This window comes from Pseudomonas sp. C11, assembly GCF_034683865.1.
Taxonomy (GTDB): domain Bacteria; phylum Pseudomonadota; class Gammaproteobacteria; order Pseudomonadales; family Pseudomonadaceae; genus Aquipseudomonas.
The window spans coordinates 272,476-293,092 of the sequence record NZ_JAWIIP010000004.1 but is presented as its reverse complement, the minus strand read 5'-3'; the positions used below and the strand labels follow the sequence as shown (position 1 = coordinate 293,092).

Annotated in this window: 22 protein-coding genes and 2 pseudogenes; 12 read left to right on the top strand and 12 right to left on the bottom strand. The window is 51.7% G+C overall.

The window, feature by feature from the left end; genetic code table 11:
* Positions 1-74: 74 nt before the first annotated feature.
* Positions 75-827, bottom strand: coding sequence for a tetratricopeptide repeat protein (locus VC352_RS09315; RefSeq protein ID WP_322979290.1), 753 nt, complete (start codon positions 825-827; stop codon positions 75-77).
* A 141-nt stretch (positions 828-968) separates the two neighbouring features.
* On the opposite strand from VC352_RS09315, the gene pnuC reads away from it, so the two are divergent.
* From pnuC to aguA, 4 genes are all read left to right on the top strand, one after another.
* Positions 969-1,535 (top strand): nicotinamide riboside transporter PnuC, encoded by a 567-nt coding sequence (pnuC, locus tag VC352_RS09310; RefSeq protein ID WP_322979289.1) that lies wholly within the window; start codon positions 969-971, stop codon positions 1,533-1,535.
* A gap of 1 nt (position 1,536) precedes the next feature.
* On the top strand, positions 1,537-2,568 hold the full coding sequence (locus VC352_RS09305; protein ID WP_322979288.1) for an AAA family ATPase: 1,032 nt from the start codon (positions 1,537-1,539) through the stop codon (positions 2,566-2,568).
* Positions 2,569-2,643: 75 nt separating this feature from the next.
* Complete coding sequence (locus tag VC352_RS09300; protein WP_322979287.1) at positions 2,644-3,531, top strand: LysR substrate-binding domain-containing protein; 888 nt, start codon at positions 2,644-2,646, stop codon at positions 3,529-3,531.
* Between the two features lie 97 nt (positions 3,532-3,628).
* Positions 3,629-4,738, top strand: a complete 1,110-nt coding sequence (aguA, locus tag VC352_RS09295) for an agmatine deiminase (protein WP_322979286.1) — start codon at positions 3,629-3,631, stop codon at positions 4,736-4,738.
* A 139-nt stretch (positions 4,739-4,877) separates the two neighbouring features.
* Here aguA and VC352_RS09290 read toward each other — a convergent pair whose 3' ends face one another.
* The 3 genes and pseudogenes from VC352_RS09290 to VC352_RS25390 form a co-directional block, all read right to left on the bottom strand.
* Positions 4,878-5,615, bottom strand: a complete 738-nt coding sequence (locus tag VC352_RS09290) for a transporter substrate-binding domain-containing protein (protein ID WP_322979285.1) — start codon at positions 5,613-5,615, stop codon at positions 4,878-4,880.
* Positions 5,616-5,767: 152 nt separating this feature from the next.
* Positions 5,768-6,118 (bottom strand): annotated as a pseudogene (locus VC352_RS09285) (glutamate synthase-related protein); the annotation flags it as partial.
* A gap of 121 nt (positions 6,119-6,239) precedes the next feature.
* Positions 6,240-6,527 (bottom strand): helix-turn-helix domain-containing protein, encoded by a 288-nt coding sequence (locus VC352_RS25390; protein WP_416340123.1) that lies wholly within the window; start codon positions 6,525-6,527, stop codon positions 6,240-6,242.
* 91 nt (positions 6,528-6,618) lie between these two features.
* Between VC352_RS25390 and VC352_RS09280 the strand changes: the two genes are divergently transcribed.
* From VC352_RS09280 to VC352_RS09270, 3 genes are read left to right on the top strand one after another with little or no spacing between them, the layout of a single operon-like run.
* The gene (locus tag VC352_RS09280; RefSeq protein ID WP_322979284.1) at positions 6,619-7,038 is read left to right on the top strand and encodes a hypothetical protein; all 420 of its coding nucleotides are present in this window, start codon (positions 6,619-6,621) and stop codon (positions 7,036-7,038) included.
* Positions 7,031-7,621, top strand: coding sequence for an MbcA/ParS/Xre antitoxin family protein (locus VC352_RS09275; RefSeq protein ID WP_322979283.1), 591 nt, complete (start codon positions 7,031-7,033; stop codon positions 7,619-7,621). Before VC352_RS09280 ends, VC352_RS09275 begins: the two co-directional genes overlap by 8 nt.
* Positions 7,622-8,119, top strand: a complete 498-nt coding sequence (locus tag VC352_RS09270; RefSeq protein WP_322979282.1) for a hypothetical protein — start codon at positions 7,622-7,624, stop codon at positions 8,117-8,119.
* A 46-nt stretch (positions 8,120-8,165) separates the two neighbouring features.
* Here the strand turns inward: VC352_RS09270 and VC352_RS09265 are convergent.
* From VC352_RS09265 to VC352_RS09255, 3 genes and pseudogenes are all read right to left on the bottom strand, one after another.
* Positions 8,166-8,524 (bottom strand): annotated as a pseudogene (locus VC352_RS09265) (histone-like nucleoid-structuring protein, MvaT/MvaU family).
* A 42-nt stretch (positions 8,525-8,566) separates the two neighbouring features.
* The gene (locus tag VC352_RS09260) at positions 8,567-10,282 is read right to left on the bottom strand and encodes a hypothetical protein (protein WP_322979281.1); all 1,716 of its coding nucleotides are present in this window, start codon (positions 10,280-10,282) and stop codon (positions 8,567-8,569) included.
* A 38-nt stretch (positions 10,283-10,320) separates the two neighbouring features.
* Positions 10,321-10,761 (bottom strand): hypothetical protein, encoded by a 441-nt coding sequence (locus VC352_RS09255; RefSeq protein ID WP_322979280.1) that lies wholly within the window; start codon positions 10,759-10,761, stop codon positions 10,321-10,323.
* Positions 10,762-11,141: 380 nt separating this feature from the next.
* Here VC352_RS09255 and VC352_RS09250 point away from each other — a divergent pair, with 380 nt between their 5' ends.
* The 3 genes from VC352_RS09250 (at position 11,142) to VC352_RS09240 (ending at position 12,577) form a co-directional block, all read left to right on the top strand.
* Positions 11,142-11,330, top strand: coding sequence for a hypothetical protein (locus VC352_RS09250; protein WP_322979279.1), 189 nt, complete (start codon positions 11,142-11,144; stop codon positions 11,328-11,330).
* Between the two features lie 131 nt (positions 11,331-11,461).
* Positions 11,462-11,860: a helix-turn-helix transcriptional regulator gene (locus tag VC352_RS09245; RefSeq protein ID WP_322979278.1), complete on the top strand. Its 399-nt coding sequence runs from the start codon at positions 11,462-11,464 to the stop codon at positions 11,858-11,860.
* A 114-nt stretch (positions 11,861-11,974) separates the two neighbouring features.
* Entirely contained in the window at positions 11,975-12,577 is a 603-nt protein-coding gene (locus VC352_RS09240) for a DUF1780 domain-containing protein (RefSeq protein ID WP_322979277.1), read from the top strand.
* 145 nt (positions 12,578-12,722) lie between these two features.
* Here the strand turns inward: VC352_RS09240 and VC352_RS09235 are convergent, their stop codons facing one another.
* The 5 genes from VC352_RS09235 to VC352_RS09215 all read right to left on the bottom strand — a co-directional run bounded on the left by VC352_RS09235 (position 12,723) and on the right by VC352_RS09215 (position 17,927).
* Positions 12,723-13,397 (bottom strand): competence protein CoiA, encoded by a 675-nt coding sequence (locus VC352_RS09235; RefSeq protein WP_322979276.1) that lies wholly within the window; start codon positions 13,395-13,397, stop codon positions 12,723-12,725.
* A gap of 232 nt (positions 13,398-13,629) precedes the next feature.
* Positions 13,630-15,378 carry a DUF2326 domain-containing protein gene (locus tag VC352_RS09230; protein ID WP_322979275.1) on the bottom strand — a complete coding sequence of 583 codons (1,749 nt, stop codon included), beginning with the start codon at positions 15,376-15,378 and terminating at the stop codon, positions 13,630-13,632.
* 216 nt (positions 15,379-15,594) lie between these two features.
* Positions 15,595-16,548 (bottom strand): SMEK domain-containing protein, encoded by a 954-nt coding sequence (locus tag VC352_RS09225; RefSeq protein WP_322979274.1) that lies wholly within the window; start codon positions 16,546-16,548, stop codon positions 15,595-15,597.
* 34 nt (positions 16,549-16,582) lie between these two features.
* A complete protein-coding gene (locus VC352_RS09220; protein ID WP_322979273.1) occupies positions 16,583-17,284 on the bottom strand; it encodes a DarT1-associated NADAR antitoxin family protein in 702 nt (233 codons plus the stop codon).
* Positions 17,277-17,927 carry a DarT ssDNA thymidine ADP-ribosyltransferase family protein gene (locus VC352_RS09215; protein ID WP_322979272.1) on the bottom strand — a complete coding sequence of 217 codons (651 nt, stop codon included), beginning with the start codon at positions 17,925-17,927 and terminating at the stop codon, positions 17,277-17,279. Before VC352_RS09215 ends, VC352_RS09220 begins: the two co-directional genes overlap by 8 nt.
* A 448-nt stretch (positions 17,928-18,375) precedes the next feature.
* Between VC352_RS09215 and VC352_RS09210 the strand changes: the two genes are divergently transcribed.
* Both VC352_RS09210 and VC352_RS09205 read left to right on the top strand, forming a co-directional pair.
* Positions 18,376-19,290 carry a DUF6685 family protein gene (locus VC352_RS09210; protein ID WP_322979271.1) on the top strand — a complete coding sequence of 305 codons (915 nt, stop codon included), beginning with the start codon at positions 18,376-18,378 and terminating at the stop codon, positions 19,288-19,290.
* A gap of 248 nt (positions 19,291-19,538) precedes the next feature.
* Positions 19,539-20,585, top strand: a complete 1,047-nt coding sequence (locus VC352_RS09205) for a serine protease (protein ID WP_322979270.1) — start codon at positions 19,539-19,541, stop codon at positions 20,583-20,585.
* Positions 20,586-20,617 lie beyond the last annotated feature (32 nt).

Here is a 20,617-nt window from a genome sequence, read left to right as displayed (position 1 = left end):
CCTATGTGCAAAGTCTTGCGCACCGAGGCTTGGCTTTTCCGTTTTGTGAACGATGGCAAAAAACGGGCGCCCATTCAGCCGCGCTGCAATTCGAGCAGTGCTTTCTGGCTCAGATCCAGCCACTCCTTGTGCAGCGTGCGGTAGTGGCGCGCCGAGCGGCGGGCATAGGCCTGGATCTGCTGCAGCAGTTCGACAGCCTCGCGCTGGCGGCCCAAGCGCTTGAGCAGCAGGGCGTAGCGGTAGTTCGCTTCTGGCCCAGCGTAGTAGCGGCTGAGCGCCTGGTATTCCTCTTCGGCCTTGAGGTCGTTGCCCTCGGCTTCGAGGGCGCGGGCATAGAGCAGGTGACCTTCGGCCGAGCGAAAGTCCGGATTCCTGGCGATCAAACGGTCGAGCGTTTGCTGGCAGCCGGCGTAGTCCTCCGTCGCGAAGCGCGCTTTGGCCAGGCCGAGGAGGATGTCCGGCGCATCGCTGTCGAGTCCGCGTAGAGCGAGCTGGTAGTGCGTCGCGGCTTCTTCGGCCTGACCCAGGCGCAGCAACTCGTCGGCCAGGTTGACGCGTGTTTCACGCGTGTCGCGAATCTCCAGTTCGTCGCGCAGGGCGCGCAAATGGCGCTGCGGGTCGAGGCTGTCGTGCAGGCGGTTGATGGTCTGGCGCCCGCGTCGGCTGCCAAGCAGATCGGGGAGCATGATGCCGAGGAAGTAGATCAGGCAGCCCAGACCGGGCAGGGCGATGATCAGGTACAGCCAGTAGCGCTCCTGGCCGGAGCGAACCACATGAAGGCCGCAGGTGACTTGGCAGGCGATGACGAGGAGGGCGAGCAGGGGCATGGGGCGATCCAGTCCTTTGGAATGTCAGGGGCGCTTATCAGACCATGGAACACCTATTGTGTTCAGGTGATGCATGCACGGTTGTGGCCTGCGTCACGTGCTAGGCTGCGCGGCTGATTCCATGTCCATAAGGATGCGTGCATGCCGTCGTCGCTGGAGATTCTCGCCAATCTGTTCTACCTGGCTTCGGTGCTGCTGGCAGCGCGTAATTCGGTGCATACCTGGGCGGTCGGGCTGGTCGGGTGCGTGTTGTTTGGCGGGTTGTTCTTCAGCGTGCAGCTGTATGCCGATGTCACCCTGCAAGGGTTCTTCGTGGTCACTAGCCTGATCGGCTGGTGGAGCTGGGCACGCGGGCGCGGTGGCGAGCCCATGCCGATCAGCCGTTTGTCCGGCGTGGAGTGGCTCTCTGCGAGCGCGCTGGCCGTGCTGGTGGCGTTGGCCTATGGCGCCTTGTTGCATCATTTCACCGACGCTTACGCGCCCTTCATCGACTCCCTGGTGCTGACCTTCAGCGTGCTGGCGCAACTGCTGCTGATGCGCCGCAAGCTGGAAACCTGGCACGGCTGGCTGCTGGTGAACACGCTCTCGGTGCCGCTGTTCGCCTCACGCGAGCTGTACCTGACGGCCTTCATCTATCTGCTGTTCTGGTGCAATGCCTGGTACGGGCTGTACCGCTGGCGCCGAGAACTGAATCTGCAGACGGTCTGAAATGAGCAAACGCTTTGCGATTGGCCTGGTGGTGGGCAAGTTCGCCCCGCTGCATCTGGGGCATGAATGGCTGATCCGCCAGGCACAGGCCCAGTGCGAGCAGCTCGTGCTGCTCAGTTGGTCATGCCCGGAGCGTGCCGACTGCGAGCCCGAGCGACGGGCGAACTGGCTACGGATGCGTTTTCCCGAGCTGCGCAGTTGGGTGGTGACGCCCGAGTGGGTCGCCCAGCAGCGCGAACGAGGCATGCGCTTGCCTGATCTGCCCGATGAATCCGAGCCCGATGCCGTGCAGCGCCAGTTCGTGGCTGACTTTTGCCTGACGGTGCTGGGGCAGCCGGTCGATGCGGTGTTCACCAGCGAAGCCTATGGTGAGGGCTTCGCGGCGTATCTGAGCCGGTGCTTCGGGCGGCCGGTGCAACACGTCGAGATCGACCGGGCGCGCACGCAGGTGCCGGTGTCCGGCACGCGTCTGCGTGCCGATATCCATGGCCTGCGCGAGTATCTGGCGCCATCGGTCTATGCCGACTTCGTCGAGCGCATCGCCTTGCTCGGCGGCGAGTCCACCGGCAAAAGCAGCCTCGCCGTGGCACTGGCCGAGGCGCTGGGCACGCGGCATGCCGCCGAGTACGGCCGCGAATTGTGGGAAGAGCAGGGCGGCGTACTCGGTTACGACGACCTGCTGCGCATCGGTCGCACTCAGGTCGCGCGCGAAGGCGAGCTGGCCGGGCAGTGCCGGCGCTATCTGGTTTGCGACACCACGCCCCTGACCACGCTGTTCTATTGCCGCGAGCTGTTCGGCCGCGCCGAGGCTGAACTGGAGCAGTTGGCCGAGCGGTACTATCACCACCTGTTCCTGTGCGCCGACGACTTCCCCTTCGTGCAGGACGGCACCCGCCAGGACGAGACCTTTCGTCGCCGCCAGAACCAGTGGTACGAGCAGCAACTGACGCGGCGCAGCAGGCCATTCACTCGGCTGACCGGCTCGCTGCAACAGCGGGTTCAGCAAGTGCTGAGCACTCTGAGCCAGCCATAGCACGACATTCGTCGAGGCTTGCTGGTCGTCCCGGGCTGGGCGAGCATGCGCGTTTTCGACCGAACCGGGATCGCCATGCGCCGCCTGCCCTCGCTCACCGCTCTGCGCACCTTCGAAGCCGCCGCGCGGCATGCCCATTTCGGCCGTGCCGCTGCGGAGTTATGTGTTACCGACAGCGCCGTCAGCCATCAGATTCGCCAGTTGGAAGAGCAACTGGGCAGCGCCCTGTTCGAACGCGATGGGCGCCAGGTACGCCCGACGCCCCAGGCGCGGCGGCTGCTAAGTCGTCTGCAGCAGGCCTTCGAGCTGATCGGCGAGGCCTGCGATGAGCTGCGTGACCCCGGCTCGCAAGCCCAGCTACGCATCGCAGTGACCGCCGAGCTGGCGCAGAAGTGGTTGGTGGCGCGCCTGGCCGATTTTGCCGAGCGCCACCCGCAGGTCACCCTACACCTGCACGAGCAGCCGCTCGACGCCTCGCTGCCGGCGGCGGATATCGACATCGCCATCACCTACGGCACCGGCCCGGACGATGCCAGTGCCTACTTCGTGCGGCCGCTGCCGACCCTGCAGTTCTTCCCGGTGTGCAGCCCTGGCCTGTTCAACCAGTCGCCGCTCAAGCATCCGCGTGACCTCGCGCGCCATTGCCTGCTGCACGACGATCAGGACGGCAAGACCTGGACGGCCTGGCTGACCACTCATGCCGGCGACATTCGCCCCACGCGGCACCTCTACCTGGGGCATGCCGGCCTGACCATGGAAGCCGCCGCGCGTGGTCAGGGCGTTGCCATCGGTGACAACCTCACCAGCGGCGAGGATCTGGCCAGCGGTCGCCTGGTGCGCCCCTTCGCTGCTCAGGTGCCGGCGCTGGGGCAGTACGCGCTGGTCTGCGAGCGCCTGCGCCTGGACAAGCCGGCGGTGGCCGGCTTCATCGAGTGGTTCACCGATCAGTTGACCGACCTGTGAATTGAATTCAAGGGTTCCGCGATAAACCTCATTGGTCGCGCGAGTGCCGCGCGGGTAGTGTCTGGGCCGATTCCAGCCACCGACGAGGAGCCGCGAGATGGCCCGTACCCTGACTTCATCCCCCAAGGCCGATGGCTTTCGCCTGCCCGGCGAGTTCGAGCCCAAGCGCCGCTGCTGGCTGGGCTGGCCGGAGCGTCCGGACGTGTGGCGCAACGGCGGCAAGCCGGCGCAGCAGGTCTGGGTGGACGTGGTCAGCGCCATCGCCAGCAGCGAGCCGGTCACCGTCTGCGCCTCGGCCGCGCAGTACGCCAATGCCCGCAGCCGCCTGCCAGCGCAGGTACGGGTGGTGGAAATGAGCTGCAACGACACCTGGTTCCGCGACAGCGGCCCGGCCTTCCTGGTCAATGACGCCACGGGTGAAGTGCGCGGCGTGGATTTCCAGTTCAATGCCTATGGTGGCTTCGATGGCGGGCTGTATTTTCCCTGGGACAAGGACGACCAGATCGCGCAGAAGATTCTCGAACTGGAAGAGTGCGACCGCTACCGTGCCTCGCTGATCGCCGAGATGGGCAGCATCCGCAGCGATGGTCAGGGCACCTTGCTGAGCACCGAGCAGTGCGTGCTCAACCGCAATCGCAATGGCCACCTGGGCAAGGCCGAGGTCACCCGGCGCCTGACCGATTACCTGGGCGCCGAGCAAATCATCTGGCTGCCGCGTGGCTGTAAGTTCGACGAAACCGACGGGCACATCGACGACCTGGCCTGTTTCGTACGGCCGGGCGTGGTAGTGATGCAGTGGACGGACGACCGCAGCGACCCGCAGTGGGAAATCTACCAGGAAGCCTACGACGTGCTGCGCAGTGCCCGCGACGCCCGTGGCCGTGCGTTGGACGTGCACAAGCTGCCGCAACCACGGGTGCTGGAGTGGAGCGCGGAGGAGGCCGAGGGGCTCGATGCGGTGGACGGCAGTATGGCGCGCCAGGCCGGCACGCTGATCTGCGCGTCCTACATCAACTTCTACACCGGCAACTCGGCGATCGTCATGCCGCTGTTCGACGACCCCAATGACCGCGCGGCCCAGGCTGTGCTGGCCGAGCTGTTCCCGCAGCATCGCATCATTGGCATCGAGCGCTCGCGTGAGCTGCTGCTCGGCGGTGGCAATGTCGGCTGTATTACGCTGCCGCAGTACGCGGCGCCCAGGGTTTAGGTTCGGTACGAAAAGTGCCTGTGCTCGGTGATGCTTCGTTAAAAACAGGTTCGGAATGCTCATTTACAGCTCGTAAACTCCGCTTCCTCACCTGTTTTTGCCTTGCCTGACCTTCGCTCGACTACCTTTCGTACAGAACCTAGCGATAGTGAGCGAGGATGGCGTCGAGCTCGCCATCCTCTTTCATCTGCACCATGGCCCGGAGCAGGGCCTGGGTTGGTACGTCCGCTTCGTCGCGGACGATGCAGGCCAGTGGGTCTCTACCAATCTCGGCCACTCGCACCAGGCGCTTGTCCGGGGCGAGGTGGCGGTTGAACCAGTCCAGGGTCAACTGGTTGGCGACGGCGAAGTCATAGCGCCGGGCGGCCAGCTTCTCCAGCACCTGAGCCTGGGTGCGCACGTCTTCGCGCAGCAGGTCGCCGCTGAGAAAGCGCCCCTCCAGCGCGGCGTAGCCGAAGCCGAGCACGGTACCGATCCGTTCGCCGGCCTTGGGCTCGCGATGCTGTACGTCGGCACGGGTCACCAGCACGTCGCGCTGGAACATGAACGGCAGGCTCCAGATGTACTGGTGATGCCCGCTGATCAGCCAGGCCGGGCTGACATTGCAACGCACGTCGATCTCGCCGTGCATCATCATGCTCTGCACACGCAGGCGGGGCCGCACCAGCATCCTGGCTTCGCGCCCGACTTTCTGCGCCAGGCGCGCTTGCAGGTCGTAGAGAATGCCGCCCACCGCTTCGCCATGCTCGATCTGCATCATCGGCATGGCGGTGCTTTCGGTGACGGCGAAGCGCAGCGCCGGCTGCCCGGCCTGGGTCAGCGAACTGAACAGACAGGCCAGCAGAGCGCCCAGGCGACAAAGGGACGATGTACTCATGCGGGGTGCGATGACCGGCCGAGCGATGATGTCGTGCAGCGTGGGGTAAGCATGGCGACTCCTCTACTGCCAGGCGCACGGGCGAAGGTGTCACGCTTTCGTGCGTCGCTCAAGATGCCAGGCGAAGGTCGGAGCGCCGGCGCTGCCCAGGTTCAGGCCGAGGCCGGCTCGAAGCTGTCGGCGCGCGCCATCTGCCACATGCGTTGGTAGAACTCGCCGCCGATCTGGCCACTGAGCAATTCGCCCGGCTGGAGGAAGACGTGCTGCTGAGCGAACAGCTTGATCTCGGTCGCCGACAGGCGTTGCACCAGGTGCTTGGCGTCGATCTGCGAAGGATGGTCGAGGCCGGCGGCGGCGAGCATTTCGGCCAGCGCCTTGAGCGTGTTGCGGTGGAAGTTGTAAACGCGCTGGGCCTTGTCCTCGACCACTAGAGCACGCTGGCGCAGTGGATCCTGGGTGGCCACGCCGGTCGGGCATTTGTTGGTGTGGCAAGAAGGATACTGGGGAGTAATAGGAAAAATGGACATACATTACTCCAGAAAAATCAGATGCTTAGGGAAAAAACAGGATGTCCATCTTTTTCGATTAAAAGTGGATCAGCCAGATCTATCAAAGCTAAAGCCCTCACCTAGCAAGGTCTGGCCTGGCTTGGTTCCGCACAGTCTCCAGTAAATCGTCCAATTCCACTGAGCGCATGCCGGATAAGTAGCACTGTGTAACGAGGGTTAGCGGGTGGATACCCAGCTTGTTCGCAAGCAGATCGATCATCTCAAGGCTAGGAGAGCGCAGGCCGCGCTCTATTAAGCTCACGTGCTCGCGACTGACCTCAGGGGGGAAGTCGTTCTGGGTAAGTTTTGCTTCGATCCTCAAGCATTTCAGCGCATGGGCAAACGCCTCGTTCAAGTCCCTCATAAGTCCCTCTCCAAAAGGGAGTATGAAGCCACGTTGAGGTGAGAATGTAAGCGTACTATAGTACGCATATGCCTTCGACTGGAGATATAATATGTTCGAAACTCATGACCACGCGCTTTTGGCGCCAGATCTGTTCATTGCTCCTCAGGCTGGCTCGCATCGCTGGGCGTACGTGGCTCAAACTTGGAGTCATGAATGGTTTTTTGTAACGCTTGAGTCGACGGACGAAGATGACAATAAGCATTGTCAGCAGCTCATGATCCCTCGTGCGCATTATCTATTGGGGCTCGCATCCAGAGACACCTCAGAGACACGTATTCAGCAGATTCAGCTTGTATCACCTCCTTGGCTTAATGAGAGCGGAAGTTGGCTAATGGAGCCTCTCCGTGAAATCAGATTGATTGGGCGAGTATTTTGTTACCTGTTGGAGAATGGAAACTGCTATCCGGTTGGGATGGACGATAGTTCTGGAAAGGTGGTGTGGCCTAGGGAAAGTGGTGCAGATGAATAACCTCAACGAAAGACGCCTTTCCATCCGTTACGGCACTCTGCTCAATTTAGGTGGTGACTCTATCCATTTCGGTTTCGAGTGTCATGACGGCTGGGCAGATCTACTGGAAGGAACTTTTCGTTTTGTCCAAAGTTATGCTGGTCAAGCCGGTCTTGAAGTCGGCATAGTTCAAGTCAAGGAGAAATTCGGCGAGCTGCGCATATACCAGCGAGGTGGGGATGCCACAGTTGATATGGCTCTCGATATCACAGAGCTGGTATCTGGCTTTGTCTGCGAAATATGTGGCAGTGAAGGAGAGAATACCGAGCGCCACGGATGGTTTAGGGCTCGGTGCCCTGAGCACAGTGGAGTAGCAATTCTAGACGTGATTGACCCGAGATGCTCTGATGAGCAGTACATCGTGAAGTATGCAGCGACGCTGGGTTTGGTTATGTACTTATTCAGCGAAAATGCTGCCCGCTGGATACAGCTAAAAAGCACCGCTTTAGGGGGCATCTCTCCTTGCGAAGCGATGGCAACGACCGCAGGGTGCGAGTCCGTATATAAATTATTGAAACAATTAGAGCACGGGGTTGGTGTATAAATGATGACGGCCCCTGTTAATTGCGTGGTGATGGCAAATCATCCCAATCTACAACAATATCTCACTCGGGTTCTCGATTGGGAGTTTAGCCGTGGTCCAGTGGATTTTGCACTCATAAGAAACTTCGTATCGTCTCCTAGGTTGATGTCGTTCAGCATTAAGGCCTTCAGTCATCCTGCCCTATGTCCTGCCGGCGATACGTATTTGGACACAAGAACGATGCTTGCAGACTATCCACAGAAAAGCTTTGCACTAGCTTTAGGTGAGTGGGAGGTCCTGAAGATGCATGTGGAGTTCGTGAACGAATTTACTAGCCTGGATGCCTCTGTGATGAATATTCAGGTCTGGCCGTTTGATCCAAGGCTCTTGGATGACTTTCAGATGGTGGTTGCTGTAGCTCTGAGTTACACCTCAGCCGAGTTGACGTCTGAATCTAGAATCTCTCTCGCTATTAATGAGCTGGTCCAGCAATGGGGCTACTATACGGATGAGTTTTGACTGCGGTTCGCCCATCCTTTTGCTTTTAGCGTAGCTAGCGTGAAGGTTACTGCACCCAACTCTCGACAACGGCATTGCCGTGTTCCGCTTTCCAGCCTTTAAGAACTTTATGGTTACCACCTTTCGTTTCGATGATTTCGCCAGTGTTGGGATTCTTGTACCGCTTAAGAACACGCTTCTTACGGCGATCAGCTTGCTGATCGACTGCCGGTTTGCGGTTAGAGTTTGGGTCGAGTATCGCAATGACATCCCGCAGTGAAATATTCTAAGTCGCAAGGAGTGTACGAAGCTGTCCTCAAACTCAATCTCGCGCTTTAGCGCGCCGCTTGCTTTCATTGCATCCAGCTGAGCAATCTGCGCGGCGACCTGTGCCTCTAGAGCTTTATATTCAACGATTTTGGACATTTCTAATCCTATTTCAGTTTATAGGAAGGCTGAAAATACCGCTTATAGGCCAACACACTCCAGGTTTGATTTGGGCTTAACGATATTAGAATAGACCAAAGTAATCCACTGAATCGGAGTGTTGCTGTCAAAATTTTCCGACAGCTCACGAATTTTGATGAGCGCAGGATGGTCTTCAGCGGTGGTGCGGAGCTGGGCAACACATTCTTGTATTTGGTTGGACAGGCGAAAACTCTCAGCGAGAGATAGACCTAGGCATGCTTCTATCTTGTTGGAGAGATAAATTCCGGATTTATTGAGACGTTGCTTGTAGTAAGCATGATAGTACTTCTCGTGATCCTTCGTGTCCCATTCAGTGTTTTGTCCAATAATTACATGTGTTATCAAGGACTCAAGGGATGGCTCGTTGATGGACTTTAAGTCGGCGTTCGATATTTTTATTTTTGACTGCTGGTCGCCTCGAATGAAGTAATTGAATATGAAGTGCATACCTAGCAGTGATCTTTTTTGATTTGGCTTTAGGCCTTTAAGTTTAAGGCCGCTCTTGATCACTTCTCTGACATCATATATTTTTCCATTTGGGTGGGCTTCATAAAAATTTCCTATCAGCTCTATAAAACCGCCAAAATAGGATGGGCAATTGTTTGTAGCTAGCCCTTGTGTGTTTCCGACCCATGTGGAGGGGCACATTTTTGCGAAAATAATATTGGGGTTATCAATCATGTAATTGCATGGTTCCTTCTCTATTTTTTCTTGCCTAAGAATGAACTCAAGAATTACAGTCTTTGCTAAGCGTAGGAGTCCCTGAAAGGTAAATAGTATTTTTCCGTCAATCACGACGGTTTCTGCATCCACAGCATGGAGCATGTTGCGTGGTAGAGAAACTAGTTCGTGAACGTACTTGGAGCGTGTCTGGTAGAGATTGTCTAACGCCTGCTTAAGATCCTTTTTTCCAGCCGGTCGAGGCTCCGTATCTGCCATTTTTCCGAAGTAATCGTCTGGAATATGGGAAAATACAAACTGCTTGAATCGTCTGCTAAGGGCGACATGTTCACCAGATAAAACGGCTCCTCTGATGGATTCTGCTCTCTCGGTAGAAAGCCCCGTTAGCGCTTTGTCAATAGGCTTTCTTTTTATCTCGTTGAGATCGGCCCATGATGTTTCGTAGTTGTCGAAATTTTGGACAAGTGATTCAAGAGAAATAATTAGAAGTGTGTATGCTAAGTCAAGATCATCTTTAGAACGATAAACGGCGGTGGTGTAAGATCGAATGGACTTTATTGCAGCCAGGTATTGTGCACGACGAAGTGCGATTAGATCGCTTGTTACCTGCTTCAGGTGTTCGATTTCAGATGTTTTAATAACTATATCTGGGGAGAAATATCGTTTTAAAGCTGGGCTTTCAGGGTCTCTACTGATTCGGCTTTTCTCAATCAAAGCTCTTTCAGCGGCCTTAATGTCCGGAGTGCAAGTAACGCCAAGCACAAACGATATAACATCCGAAAAGTCTTGAATGTATGCGCTGATGCTGTTGGATACTAAGACTCCAGGTCCACTCCCGCTTTTTTCAATTTTCTCTGTGATTGAACAATTGAAGACATTGGGAAAGCTTCTAGATGATAGGCTCTGTATAGAGCCGATTGAGGTCTCGAATCCTTCCCCTGCTAAAAAACTAATGTTTGTATAAACGACGCCACGAAGAACGTTGGTGCGTTCTACGTCATAAGTGAACAGTTTCCCCGTTGCTGCTTGAAGCATCTATGCGTACTCCCGGTCTCCGAATATTCCTATGAAAATCAGACAGCTATTCCTACTTTTTGGCTAACGATCCGCGTTCCGAGAGCAAGTGCTTCTGAAACTAGCATGCGTGCAATTTCTTTCCCGCCTTTAGCTGCTGTATCCCCTAGACGTTCTCCGATGGATGCTTTCCCTTGTAGGCTTGATGGCATTGCTCGCAAAACCTCTAGTCCTTTGCTAGTGAGCACAACTTCTGCTACATAAAATTCGTTCTCAGCTTTTGTAGCGATATATCCTGCGTCTTCTAGCCAGCGGATACTTGCAAAGAAAAACTCCGCTTCTTTAGTAGGCACGTCAGCTCCGATGTGTTCGTTGTACTCAGTTGAGTTAGCAACATATTCAGCGGATCGAAGCAGGCATGGTACGGGGAAATTTAGATAGAGCTTAGCGAACACTTCTCCTGTTATTTCGTCGAATTTCTCGATATTGCTCATTGTCATTTTACTTTCCCTAATATTGATCAGTAGCAACCTATTTTAGCCATTTCTTCGGAGCTTACTAAGTCACACGTCGCTTGACAGGCACCGTCGAATGCTAGCTTTAAGCAATTGGTATTGGTGAAAGAGCTAGGGTCACAGGCTTGCGCTTTTAAGCTCCGCCTGTAACGGCCAGCAATCATGGCGCCGGGCCTCCTGGCCCTGCCAATCGCCACGGATGATACGCGTGAGATTCTGGCATTCGCTCAGCGAGGCATGAGCCAAATCTACCGACCTGGATACCCTTATCCAAATGCCCCATCTTGCTGATGGACCTGAGGCAGCGTGCAGAGCTAACGCCTGATCTATTTGCACCAGCGCCGCGACTGGGTGCTTAGCGGCTGATGGAGGTTTTGGATCAAATTAAACAACGAGAAGGGAGAGGAACTTTGCGCATTGGCCGGGTGCCGGGAGCAACCCGTCTGGGCTATGCGCCGGGATATGATGAGTCAGATACACTGCTAACTAGGCTGAGGAGGTTGGAGTTCGACGGTAAAGGTGAGTCGCGGTCAAGGCCTCTGGCTAGTCCTTGATATTAACGCGGCAATCAAATAGCACATCTATGGACTCTGGAGAAAACCATATTTTTCAATGGCTTATGACTTTACGAGCCAATCGCTATTTGCCCTGTTAAATTGCCGGGTTAATACCCTGCGACCCTAGAATGCTCTGTCGCGGTGTGTTGGAGTCAATTCTGTGCAGCATTCGTGCTGCAATGGGCGATTGGCGATTGGCGATGAGAACGACGCTTCTAGATCAAATAAAAAAGCGCAGGCTTGCACTGAAGATAAAGTCTTCTGATATGCCTTTACTTGCAGGAATAAATCGGCAGCAATACGAAAAAATAGAGAAGGGTGGTAATCCAAATCTTTCAACTATCGACAAAATTGCGGAAGCCGTCGATGCTGAATTGGTGTTGATACCAAAAGATATGGTCAAGGAAGTTAAAGGGTTTCTAGGTACACCTAATCACAGCTCTAGTCAAGTTTCTGGTGGTGTCAAAGAATACGAGGACAATTTGGTTGCTGATCCGTGGGCTCTAATTGAAGAAGGAAAAACTTAGGCGGTTCACTAGGTTTATCTGATACTGATGACGAATTTCCGTCTGACTGGGCATCCTCTCAAGTAAAAGATTAGACTGTAAGCGATATTCGTTAAATTTATTAGAGGGACCGCTGTGGATGACGAAGATTTCATTGCCGCCACTATCAGGGCCCGGGAAGAAGCGGTCTCATTCTTTTCTGCCGCAAGAAAACCCGAACGGGAGCGTTGGGTTGTAGAGGAGTTCTTGGCTAATCTTGGGGGGCAAGCACCTGCTGGACCTGTTTTTTCTGCAAATGACGAGCCGCCGGATGTGGTTTTCCTTGATGCTTGCTTCGAGATCAAGGAAATCATGGACCCTGGAAAGCGTCGTCACTCCGAATATAAGGAGAGTCTTCGCCGCGCGAAGGAAGCCAAAGTGGTAGAGGATCTATTCGAGGAATATACGGCCATAGATATAACATACACCGAACTATGCAGACTAGTCGAAGAAACGATTCCAAAAATCAGACCATATGCCCCTGCGACACAGCGTAAATTAGATTTGCTTTTCTATGTAAATCTAGATGATGTACATGGTTATATTTCAGGCGAGGTTTTAGTAAATCCACAGCTTAAAGAGCATGGCTGGCGCTCAATATCGTTTGTCTCAGGGCCGCTATCAGTCGTACTTTACGCATGCGAAGATGCTCCTTCGTTCTTGCTCAAGAATCTAGGTGAGGTAATTAGAAGAGAGTAAAGTGTATCGTATAAACTATGCGCCGCAGACGGTAATAGCTGAATCTAAGATTTCAACTGCAATTGATGAGATTGTCTCGAAGTTTGGATTTTATACCGAAACTTTTAGTGGGCTTAGGTCGGGTGCATTCCAGCTTGGTGAGATGTTATTTGTTTCGGTAACCGATTGGATCTAAGACGATTTTTATTTCTTCTTCTGTAGGAGTTATTCCGCAATAACTTATAAACCTACGCTTGGTGAATGCTTTAACCATTCCTGTTTTTCCTATCGGGTCAAAGCTTTCGAGTCTAAATAGATTTTCGCATCCAAAATCAAAGAAAACCGGACGTTGAGCTATAGTCCATCGGTGGGGAAGTTTAGATGCGCAATACCAACCAAACGTAAAGTTTGGCCAATCACCCTTACGCAAGAAATTGAAATTGAAGCGGTCAAACTCAAGCCGCATACCGTCCACGATCCAAACTAATGCATCTCCGTAAAAAATCTCGCGTGCTTTAAGTTCATCTTCCTTGAGGATAGAATGTTGTAACTCAAGCACATAGCCTTTATCCGTCCTTATGTCGGCGATGTGCCTTTCACCTGTTGTTTTATCAAGCTGAATTACTTCCTGTTGCTCCCTTGGGAATAGCATCTTCCAATTGCGGTGCCAATCAGTTTCAGGCTCCCACCACCCATCACAAGATATTTTTGATTTGTGATGCCAGTGCCAAATTTTGTGTGTGCCGCAGTGTGCTATCAGCTCGCCGTTGCAGTAGGCACAGGTTGACTTTTTTCCTGGTTCAGGCTTGCATTTTTCTCCTTCTATGTATCCGAAATGCAAATTTTACTCTCCTCTCCTCGTTAACAGATGATTATTCTGTCGAGAATTTTTATTTTAATCGCTCTGGGTTATCCTTCTCTAACTTTTCTCTTTCAGAGCTTGAGTTGCGTTTGAATGCATTGAGCTGTGCCGGTGGCTCTTCCAGTATTTCTTTAAACGCTTTATGTTCTGCTATTTTGGATATGTATTGTTTCAAGGTTATGCTGCGTTGGTGCGCTGGGGTTGCAATTTTTTACCGCGCCTTTTTCGATTTATGGGACAATTCTTGATAGTTGGTACGAAGGAATTTTTGTCGCTTGGTGAGTTTGGCGACGGATATACTAGGTATATTCCACTTCAACCTTTCAAAATCTTCACTTCGGAATTTGTCGATATTTATAGTTAAGATGTATTGCCTTTGGTCAAGGGTCAATTTGTTCTCGTGCAAATAGTTTAGGCTTCTGACTAGTGTGTCTTGGTCTACATCGAATATGTTGTCGTGGATTAATAGGCGGGGATGATATCGACTTGTTTCATGGTTGAGGAGTAGAGATATGTCGTACATAAAAACCTTTTCTCGCTCGTTGCTGTGGCTGCCGTCGTCATGGATTCGAAGGTTGTACTTGATTATCTCGCGAGTTTTGCTATTAATTTCTATATCAAAAGAGCAATGTCGATTGCCAGCTATAAATTCATGGATTTTTAGTATTGATTCCTGAAAGGAGTCCAGTACTTCATTGGCTTCGTTTAGTGAAATGCTGAGTTCTAGTGTTTTTGAGTTTCTATTAGATTCAAGCTGAACCTTTTCCAGCTCGTATTTTGTGCACGTCTTGAACCAGGCCGATAGTGAGGATAGATCCTCTACCTTGCTCTGATGAATAGCTATGGTCTGCCGAAGACTCTTGAGTAACCCTGCCTGGTCTAGTAGTGCGACCTTATCACTATATTTTGAATCTAACTCTTGTAGCTCGTTTTCTATTTTTTCAACTTGACGACTGATCTCATCTCGCTTCGCAGACAGTAGCGACCTTTGAAAGTCGTCAATTCGTTCTTTGAATCCTATGACCTCATCAAGCTGCCGCTTTATTAAGCTACCTAGTCCCTCGGATAGCTGGTTGTAGAGGTGTTCAATTTCGTTGTTTGGAATGTATTGCTCTTCGTTGGCAATCTTGGTCTTTACTAGTTCTCGTCTGAGAACGGCTTGCTTCGATTTTGCTCTGTCAATTCTATCTTCTAGTTCAGCTATTTCATCGCTAATAATCTTATTGGTTTCAGTATTCTCAAGGGTGTCTATATCATTCTTGATTTTTTGAACCTGACTTGTAAGCTCATTAAGTTCGGCCTTGGATGCATTGTAGTTTTTTCCGGTAAGTGCTTGGATATCGCTCTTGATCTTCGAAAGTGCCTCAGAAACTTTGTCCGTCTCGCTCCAAAGGCGCTTTATATCAATATACGGAACCGCGTTGATATTTAGCAAATACAAGTGGGGCGTATAGTCAGCTGGTATTCTCTTTGATGTGTCGTGGCAAAGAACGATAGATTTAAACTCTGATTTTTCATCTCTGATAAGCGGGCCCAGCATGGTTCGAAAGGATGGGTTGTAGCCGCTTGCGTTGCTCTTGATGAATCTCGTGGTGAAATATTCAGTTGCATCCTCTAAGTTAGAGAACTCTATATTTAGATCGGCAAGGTACGATTGAAGGCGAGGATTATTGTGGTTTTTTGGGGATCTTATTACCTTGTATGGTACTCCATCAAACTCGAACTCAAGAATTATCGCCGTGTCTTGTGGTAAAACTGATTCTGGTATTAAGGATATTCGGCAATCTTTGTATTTTTTTAGTAGGCAGAAGTTTATGAAGTCAACGACCAGCGACTTTCCAACGCCATTCGTTTTGTGATTGTCTTCTTTGGTTTCGCCCAGAATGATGTTGAGTCCGCTGTGGAACTGGATTTCGTCGAAAGCTTCTGGATAGCTATAGAGTCTTGTCAGTTTGAACATTTAGCACCACATATGGCGGCGTTAAATCAATAAGGCCGGCCGAGTATAGAAATATGAGACCAAAGTAAAGTGTGCGTACGTTTGCTTTGTTCTTTGCTTTTAGTTTATTTGATATTTCGCTGATGCTTAATTTCTTCTGGTCACTATTCTGTAACGCTTTAAGAATTTCAAATCCTACTACAGGTGCGCAGGAGGCTAAGTCGTCATCCTTGGATATCAAGCTGGGCACGATTCAGGCCTGTTAGGGAAAACGTTGCATTGAATTAGTTGATCGACGATATAGAATTCTGCTGCATTAGAGTCGAACTGTATTCCAGTTGAACTAATCAATAGAGATAAATTTTCAATGATCTTATTAAGGGCTAGCTGTGGATCTCCGTTGCTCTCTCTTAGTAACTTATCACTGTGCCCTCTAAGGTGCATGGCTGCGCGTCTCAATTTAACTTGTCCTATATCTGCTGACGCTTTAGTTTCCTTGAGAACTGCACCATACTCACCGTATAGATCGGTGTATCTTGCTTTTAAAAAATCGGCATGGTCTTTGAATCGGATGTTTATTTTTTCGTCTGGATAGGGCTCTTCAAGAAAGTCATCACCCGCTCCCGCCATTGGGTGAGCGTCGTCGCTGATGTACTCAATAATTCTTAGTATTGTGTCAACTTCTTTGGGGATGCTTGATTTATTTTCCCCGAGATTAATTTCCTTTCGTAGAAACTCGTGCACCTGCCGTAGCTTGTCTGAGTTCAAATCTGAAATTTTGCGAATAAGCCAAGAGGTGTCTACGATATCGCTTTCTGTGCTTAAGATGAGACTCCCTCGTTTAAGTTCTTTTGTTTTGTGGTGTTTCTTGGTTGTTATGTTAAGAATCTTCAGTTGGTCGTATTTTTTATCAAGATTTTTTTCGACGAATTTTTCTAGTGTTGTTTTTGCTTTTGTTAAGTCGCTACTTGAGGTGACTTGAATCGCAATTCTATTTTCTGCGTCGCCTAAGTCAATGGCGGTAGCATTTTGTTCGGCAATGTTTATGTTTTTTAGCTGGATGCCGAGGACTAGATTTAGTAAGTCCCGATAGAAGTTTTCGGCGTGTATGTTTATATCTGTTAAGTTGATTTTATTGGATAGCTCAACCTGGCTTTTTATCCAGCTGATTCTTGCGATGATGCCATCCATGAGACGTTTTCGTTCCTGCATGATCTATCGCGCCTTACACTAAGCCGGGCTGGATTGAGTTGTTGTCTCTGGCGCCATCTGTTTTATAACTATTTATAATTTCTACATAGCTCTCTTGCGAAGAAAGGGCTTTTTCTAGTAGGTCTCTTTTGAAAAGGGCTTTATACAGAGCGGCCGAATAGGCTTGGCAATTAATGGAGCGTTCGTGATTGAACTCAATGTCAGTATAGCTATCGTGCTCAATTATTCGCTTGGCAAGCTCTGGGTTACTGTGAAGTGCATTGATATAGAGCCAGTCGTAAAACATAGTTTTAGGCTCTAGTGGCCAAAAAGTATTATAGAATCTAAACTCTACGAGGCGACCACTGTTTCTCAGTCGCTCATCTTTCTTTGCATCAATAGATGATTTTTCGAGCAAGTCTACAAAAGGGCCGCCGCGCTCAAATTTTTTGCTTGCTTGAAAGGCGCACTCTACCGAAAATGTTTTATTTAGCTTTTTTGTTGTGATTTTTAAGTTAAAGGCACTTGCAGCGACACCTGACATGTCAGGTGATTTTGATGATATTTCTAAGGTGCTACTAATGTTTAGTTTGCGTTTCGCATTGCTGTGCAAAGAATTTATGCTTTTCTGCTTTTGAGAAATGGAAAATCCTGGGTACCATTCGAAACCAACAAAGCAAGTTTTAACAAGGAAGTCGCCATTTTCGCATGGGATAAAAACAGGTCTCTCAGCCATCCTGGAACTCTCTGACTATCCAATGATCATGTCGTGGGTAATAATAGGCCGGTTCGTGCCGCCAAGCAAATTGTGGGTGCTCTCTTGAAAAGGCAAGGATCTGATTAAAATTTTGTGTTTTGTTAGCTGCATCAATATTGATGTCTATTATGTATCTAGGCTCAATTGTTCCGAATACAAGAACTTCTGCTTGTACGTCTGTCGGTTCATTGTTGTTTAACCGTGCTTGTGCTCTGGTTGGAAAGTCTTCTTTCTCGCCAAACATTTGCTCAAGGGCGTTTTGACCTTGAAGAAGGTGAGTGGCTGTTGCTGCGATATCGCCACGTGCTGCATTTCCGTCACAGTATAAGCATTGTTTTTCCCATAAGATGCTCGGGTGGATGCGCAGCACAGCCCAATCATCGTTAGGATTATTTAAACGAATGGGCCAGAACATTTTGTAATTAGGAAATGAGATTGACAAGCAACTGGCATTAGTTCTTCCGTCCCATCTGTGTTCATCATTAAACAAGAACGGAACGCGCTGGGCGACCAACGCTTGCCGGGGAATGATCCCGTCTCGAAGGATGCCCTGGAGGTTCGGAAAACGAGTGAAATGTATCAGATGATTGATTTGTCGTTGCTGCACGATCTGCTGTGACATGAGCCAGTCTCCTTACCAACGTCATCGCAATATTGCATTGCCATTATGTGGGTGGCAACCAGCAGTCCATGACGTTGACCAGATAGTCAGATTCATCCACTCGGCTACAGAGGTGTCATAGCGAAGTTCCGATCCGCCTCTGGAAGCCCCCGGCACACTGCCTACGAATCGCGACCGCAAGCAGCAAGCAGCAAGCAGCAAGCAGCAAGCAGCAAGCAGCAAGCCGCTTGCGCTGAGATGCAACTGCTGACTGATAGCTGATTTGGCTTTCATCGCTTAGCTTTAGGCCACTGCGGAGCTTGAGGAAGAAACCTTTCCTTCCACTTTTCATGTGTGCCTATGCTTGGAACAAGCGCTAATACGCCATATTTATGGCGTCAAAAGGCTCGCATCTGCTTTGGGATAAATGCATCCTAGAGCCTTCTCTCATTGATCGGCGAGCAGGCGTATGTGGAAGAAAGCAGCAAGATTCGTCTTTGATTCGATATGCGATGACCTGGGATATCCCGCGTCTGTCATCAGCTTAGTTAACCAGGAACCGGGCCTGAACATGCCGTTGGTTGAGTATGAGAAAGGGATTTCGGCTGAAGAGGTTGTGAAGTGGGATAGGTTTGGCCAAATGGCGTTGGGTTACAGTTGGCCAACACCGGGGCGCTTGCGTGGCTGGACATATTCTCCGGGGTCTCACTGTAACTATGGTGACACCTCGATCCAGCGCGATGACCTTGCCAATCTTGGGGCGGAGTACGAAATCCAAGATTGGACGTGTGATATCCAGGATGTCGATGGTTTCGCTGCGTCAAAGTCGGACCTCCGCATGTTTAAGAGCATGGATGCGATGGTTGAGCGAAATTCCAAGGCGTTGATTACTGATGTCAGCCCTGAGCGGCTCGCTGAGCACCTTTCCTGGGACGAAATTCGAATCATAAGCCGCGAGGACCATGACTACTTTGCGACTTGGGCTTGGGATCGGCGGGTGTTCCTGATGAATAGCGGAGGCTCCCATCATTTTGCTGCGGCCAAATACATTGCTGCTCGTATAGACGTGAAGGTTCCGCTTAAGGGGCGGTATCGGGTGTATGGCTTAAATGAGACGGCCTTGGCGAGCCTGAGGCGTGATTTCGACATTTTCGTGCTCTCTTCCTGGGCCGAACACCAGAACGCTTTTTACAGAGCGATGCGGGCTTTCCAGGCCACCTATTTCTGCCAAGCGTTACCTCAGCCGTACTCAGAACAGCACGCCATCTTTCTGCCAAAAGCTGAAAAGCGTTCGGTCAAGGTATCGGAGATCCTGCGTAATGCCGGGTTCCAGGACTTGGGGTTGTACCTGAAGAGTCTGTCAAAGCAGTCAAACCCTGGGTAAATTTGCCGCATGTGCCTTGGTAGTGAGACGGGAAGCAGTTTTCCCTCGTTCGGGAGTTAAACGTGCTTTCAGCAGAAAGGCGTGGCGCGTAACAGCACGTCGTCTCCATGAGTTGGCGGCACGAATCTGTGTATGTCGGGCTTAGGTGGGCAGGGATCTGGTTATTGGCTACAGCAGGGTTTGCTGCCACGGAGGGGAGCCTTGAAAACGCCTGTCATAGCAATGAAATCTGGGAGAGGGCACTACGGATGGAAGAGTTCGAACCGTTTAGCGTTCGTACCTGCGAGGCGCATATTGATGGGGAGCATCGCGTTAGTATTTACAAGCCAGTTCAAGGCAAGCCCTATTCGCCGTTTGAAATTCATGACCCGTTTGGGCTTCGAAATGCGATTGTTCCGGTCTTTCGGCAGGACCTGGAGGGGAGGATGTACGGCCTTGGAACAGCATTTCATGTCGATGGGTTTGGCTGCTTCCTGACGGCGTACCATGTGATCGACTTCATTGAGCAGGATACTGGCAGTCGACCCATTTTGTTCCTTAGTATGCATGCCGTTATCTTCGGGACTATACGTATCCCCCCAGATTGCTTCGTGCCGGCTATTGGAGCTTACGTGCCGATGACCGAGGCGGATGATCCATTAGCTACCTTGAGAGGTGAGTCAACGAGCAAGCCGGCCATCGATGTTGCGTCGTTGAAGGCAGCCCCGCACGGTCCAGGCGTTAGGCCTCCACAGACGGTACCCATTCGGTCCAGTGGATGGGTTCCTTATCCCGGAGAGATAGTGTTAGCCATTGGATTCCCGCAGTTGGACCTGTCTGAGGTAGACGATTCGGCACAGCAGGCGCTGCTCACGGAAGGCATGTTTGGCGCCTATGGACGGATCACTGGGGTTCACCCTGAAGGGGTCAGTAGCTCAAACAGAACACCCGTGTTTGTTGTGGAGAGTGACTGGCCGTCTGGAATGAGCGGAGGCCCTGTATTCAATCGCAATGGCGAAGTGGTCGGAATGGTGAGCCGCTCGTTACTACCTGAACCTGGTAAACCTGGGATAGGGTTCGCCGCGTATTTCGGACTGATCCCAGATCTAGAAGGCCTTGCGCCCACGTTAGATAGGGACAACCCGGGCTGGCGTGTGTGCTGGGGCGTCTTCTCGGGTGACTCTTATGCGCTGAACAGCATGCATCTATCGAGAGAAGATGCCGATGTAGCGGCCGGCATGCTGGACAAGCCAGTGGATATCAGAAGGATCTCGCATCGAATCGCTACTGACGAGTTCGTGTGGTTCGAGTCGTAATTTCCTTGAGGTTGTCAGGGAAGGGAGAGCAA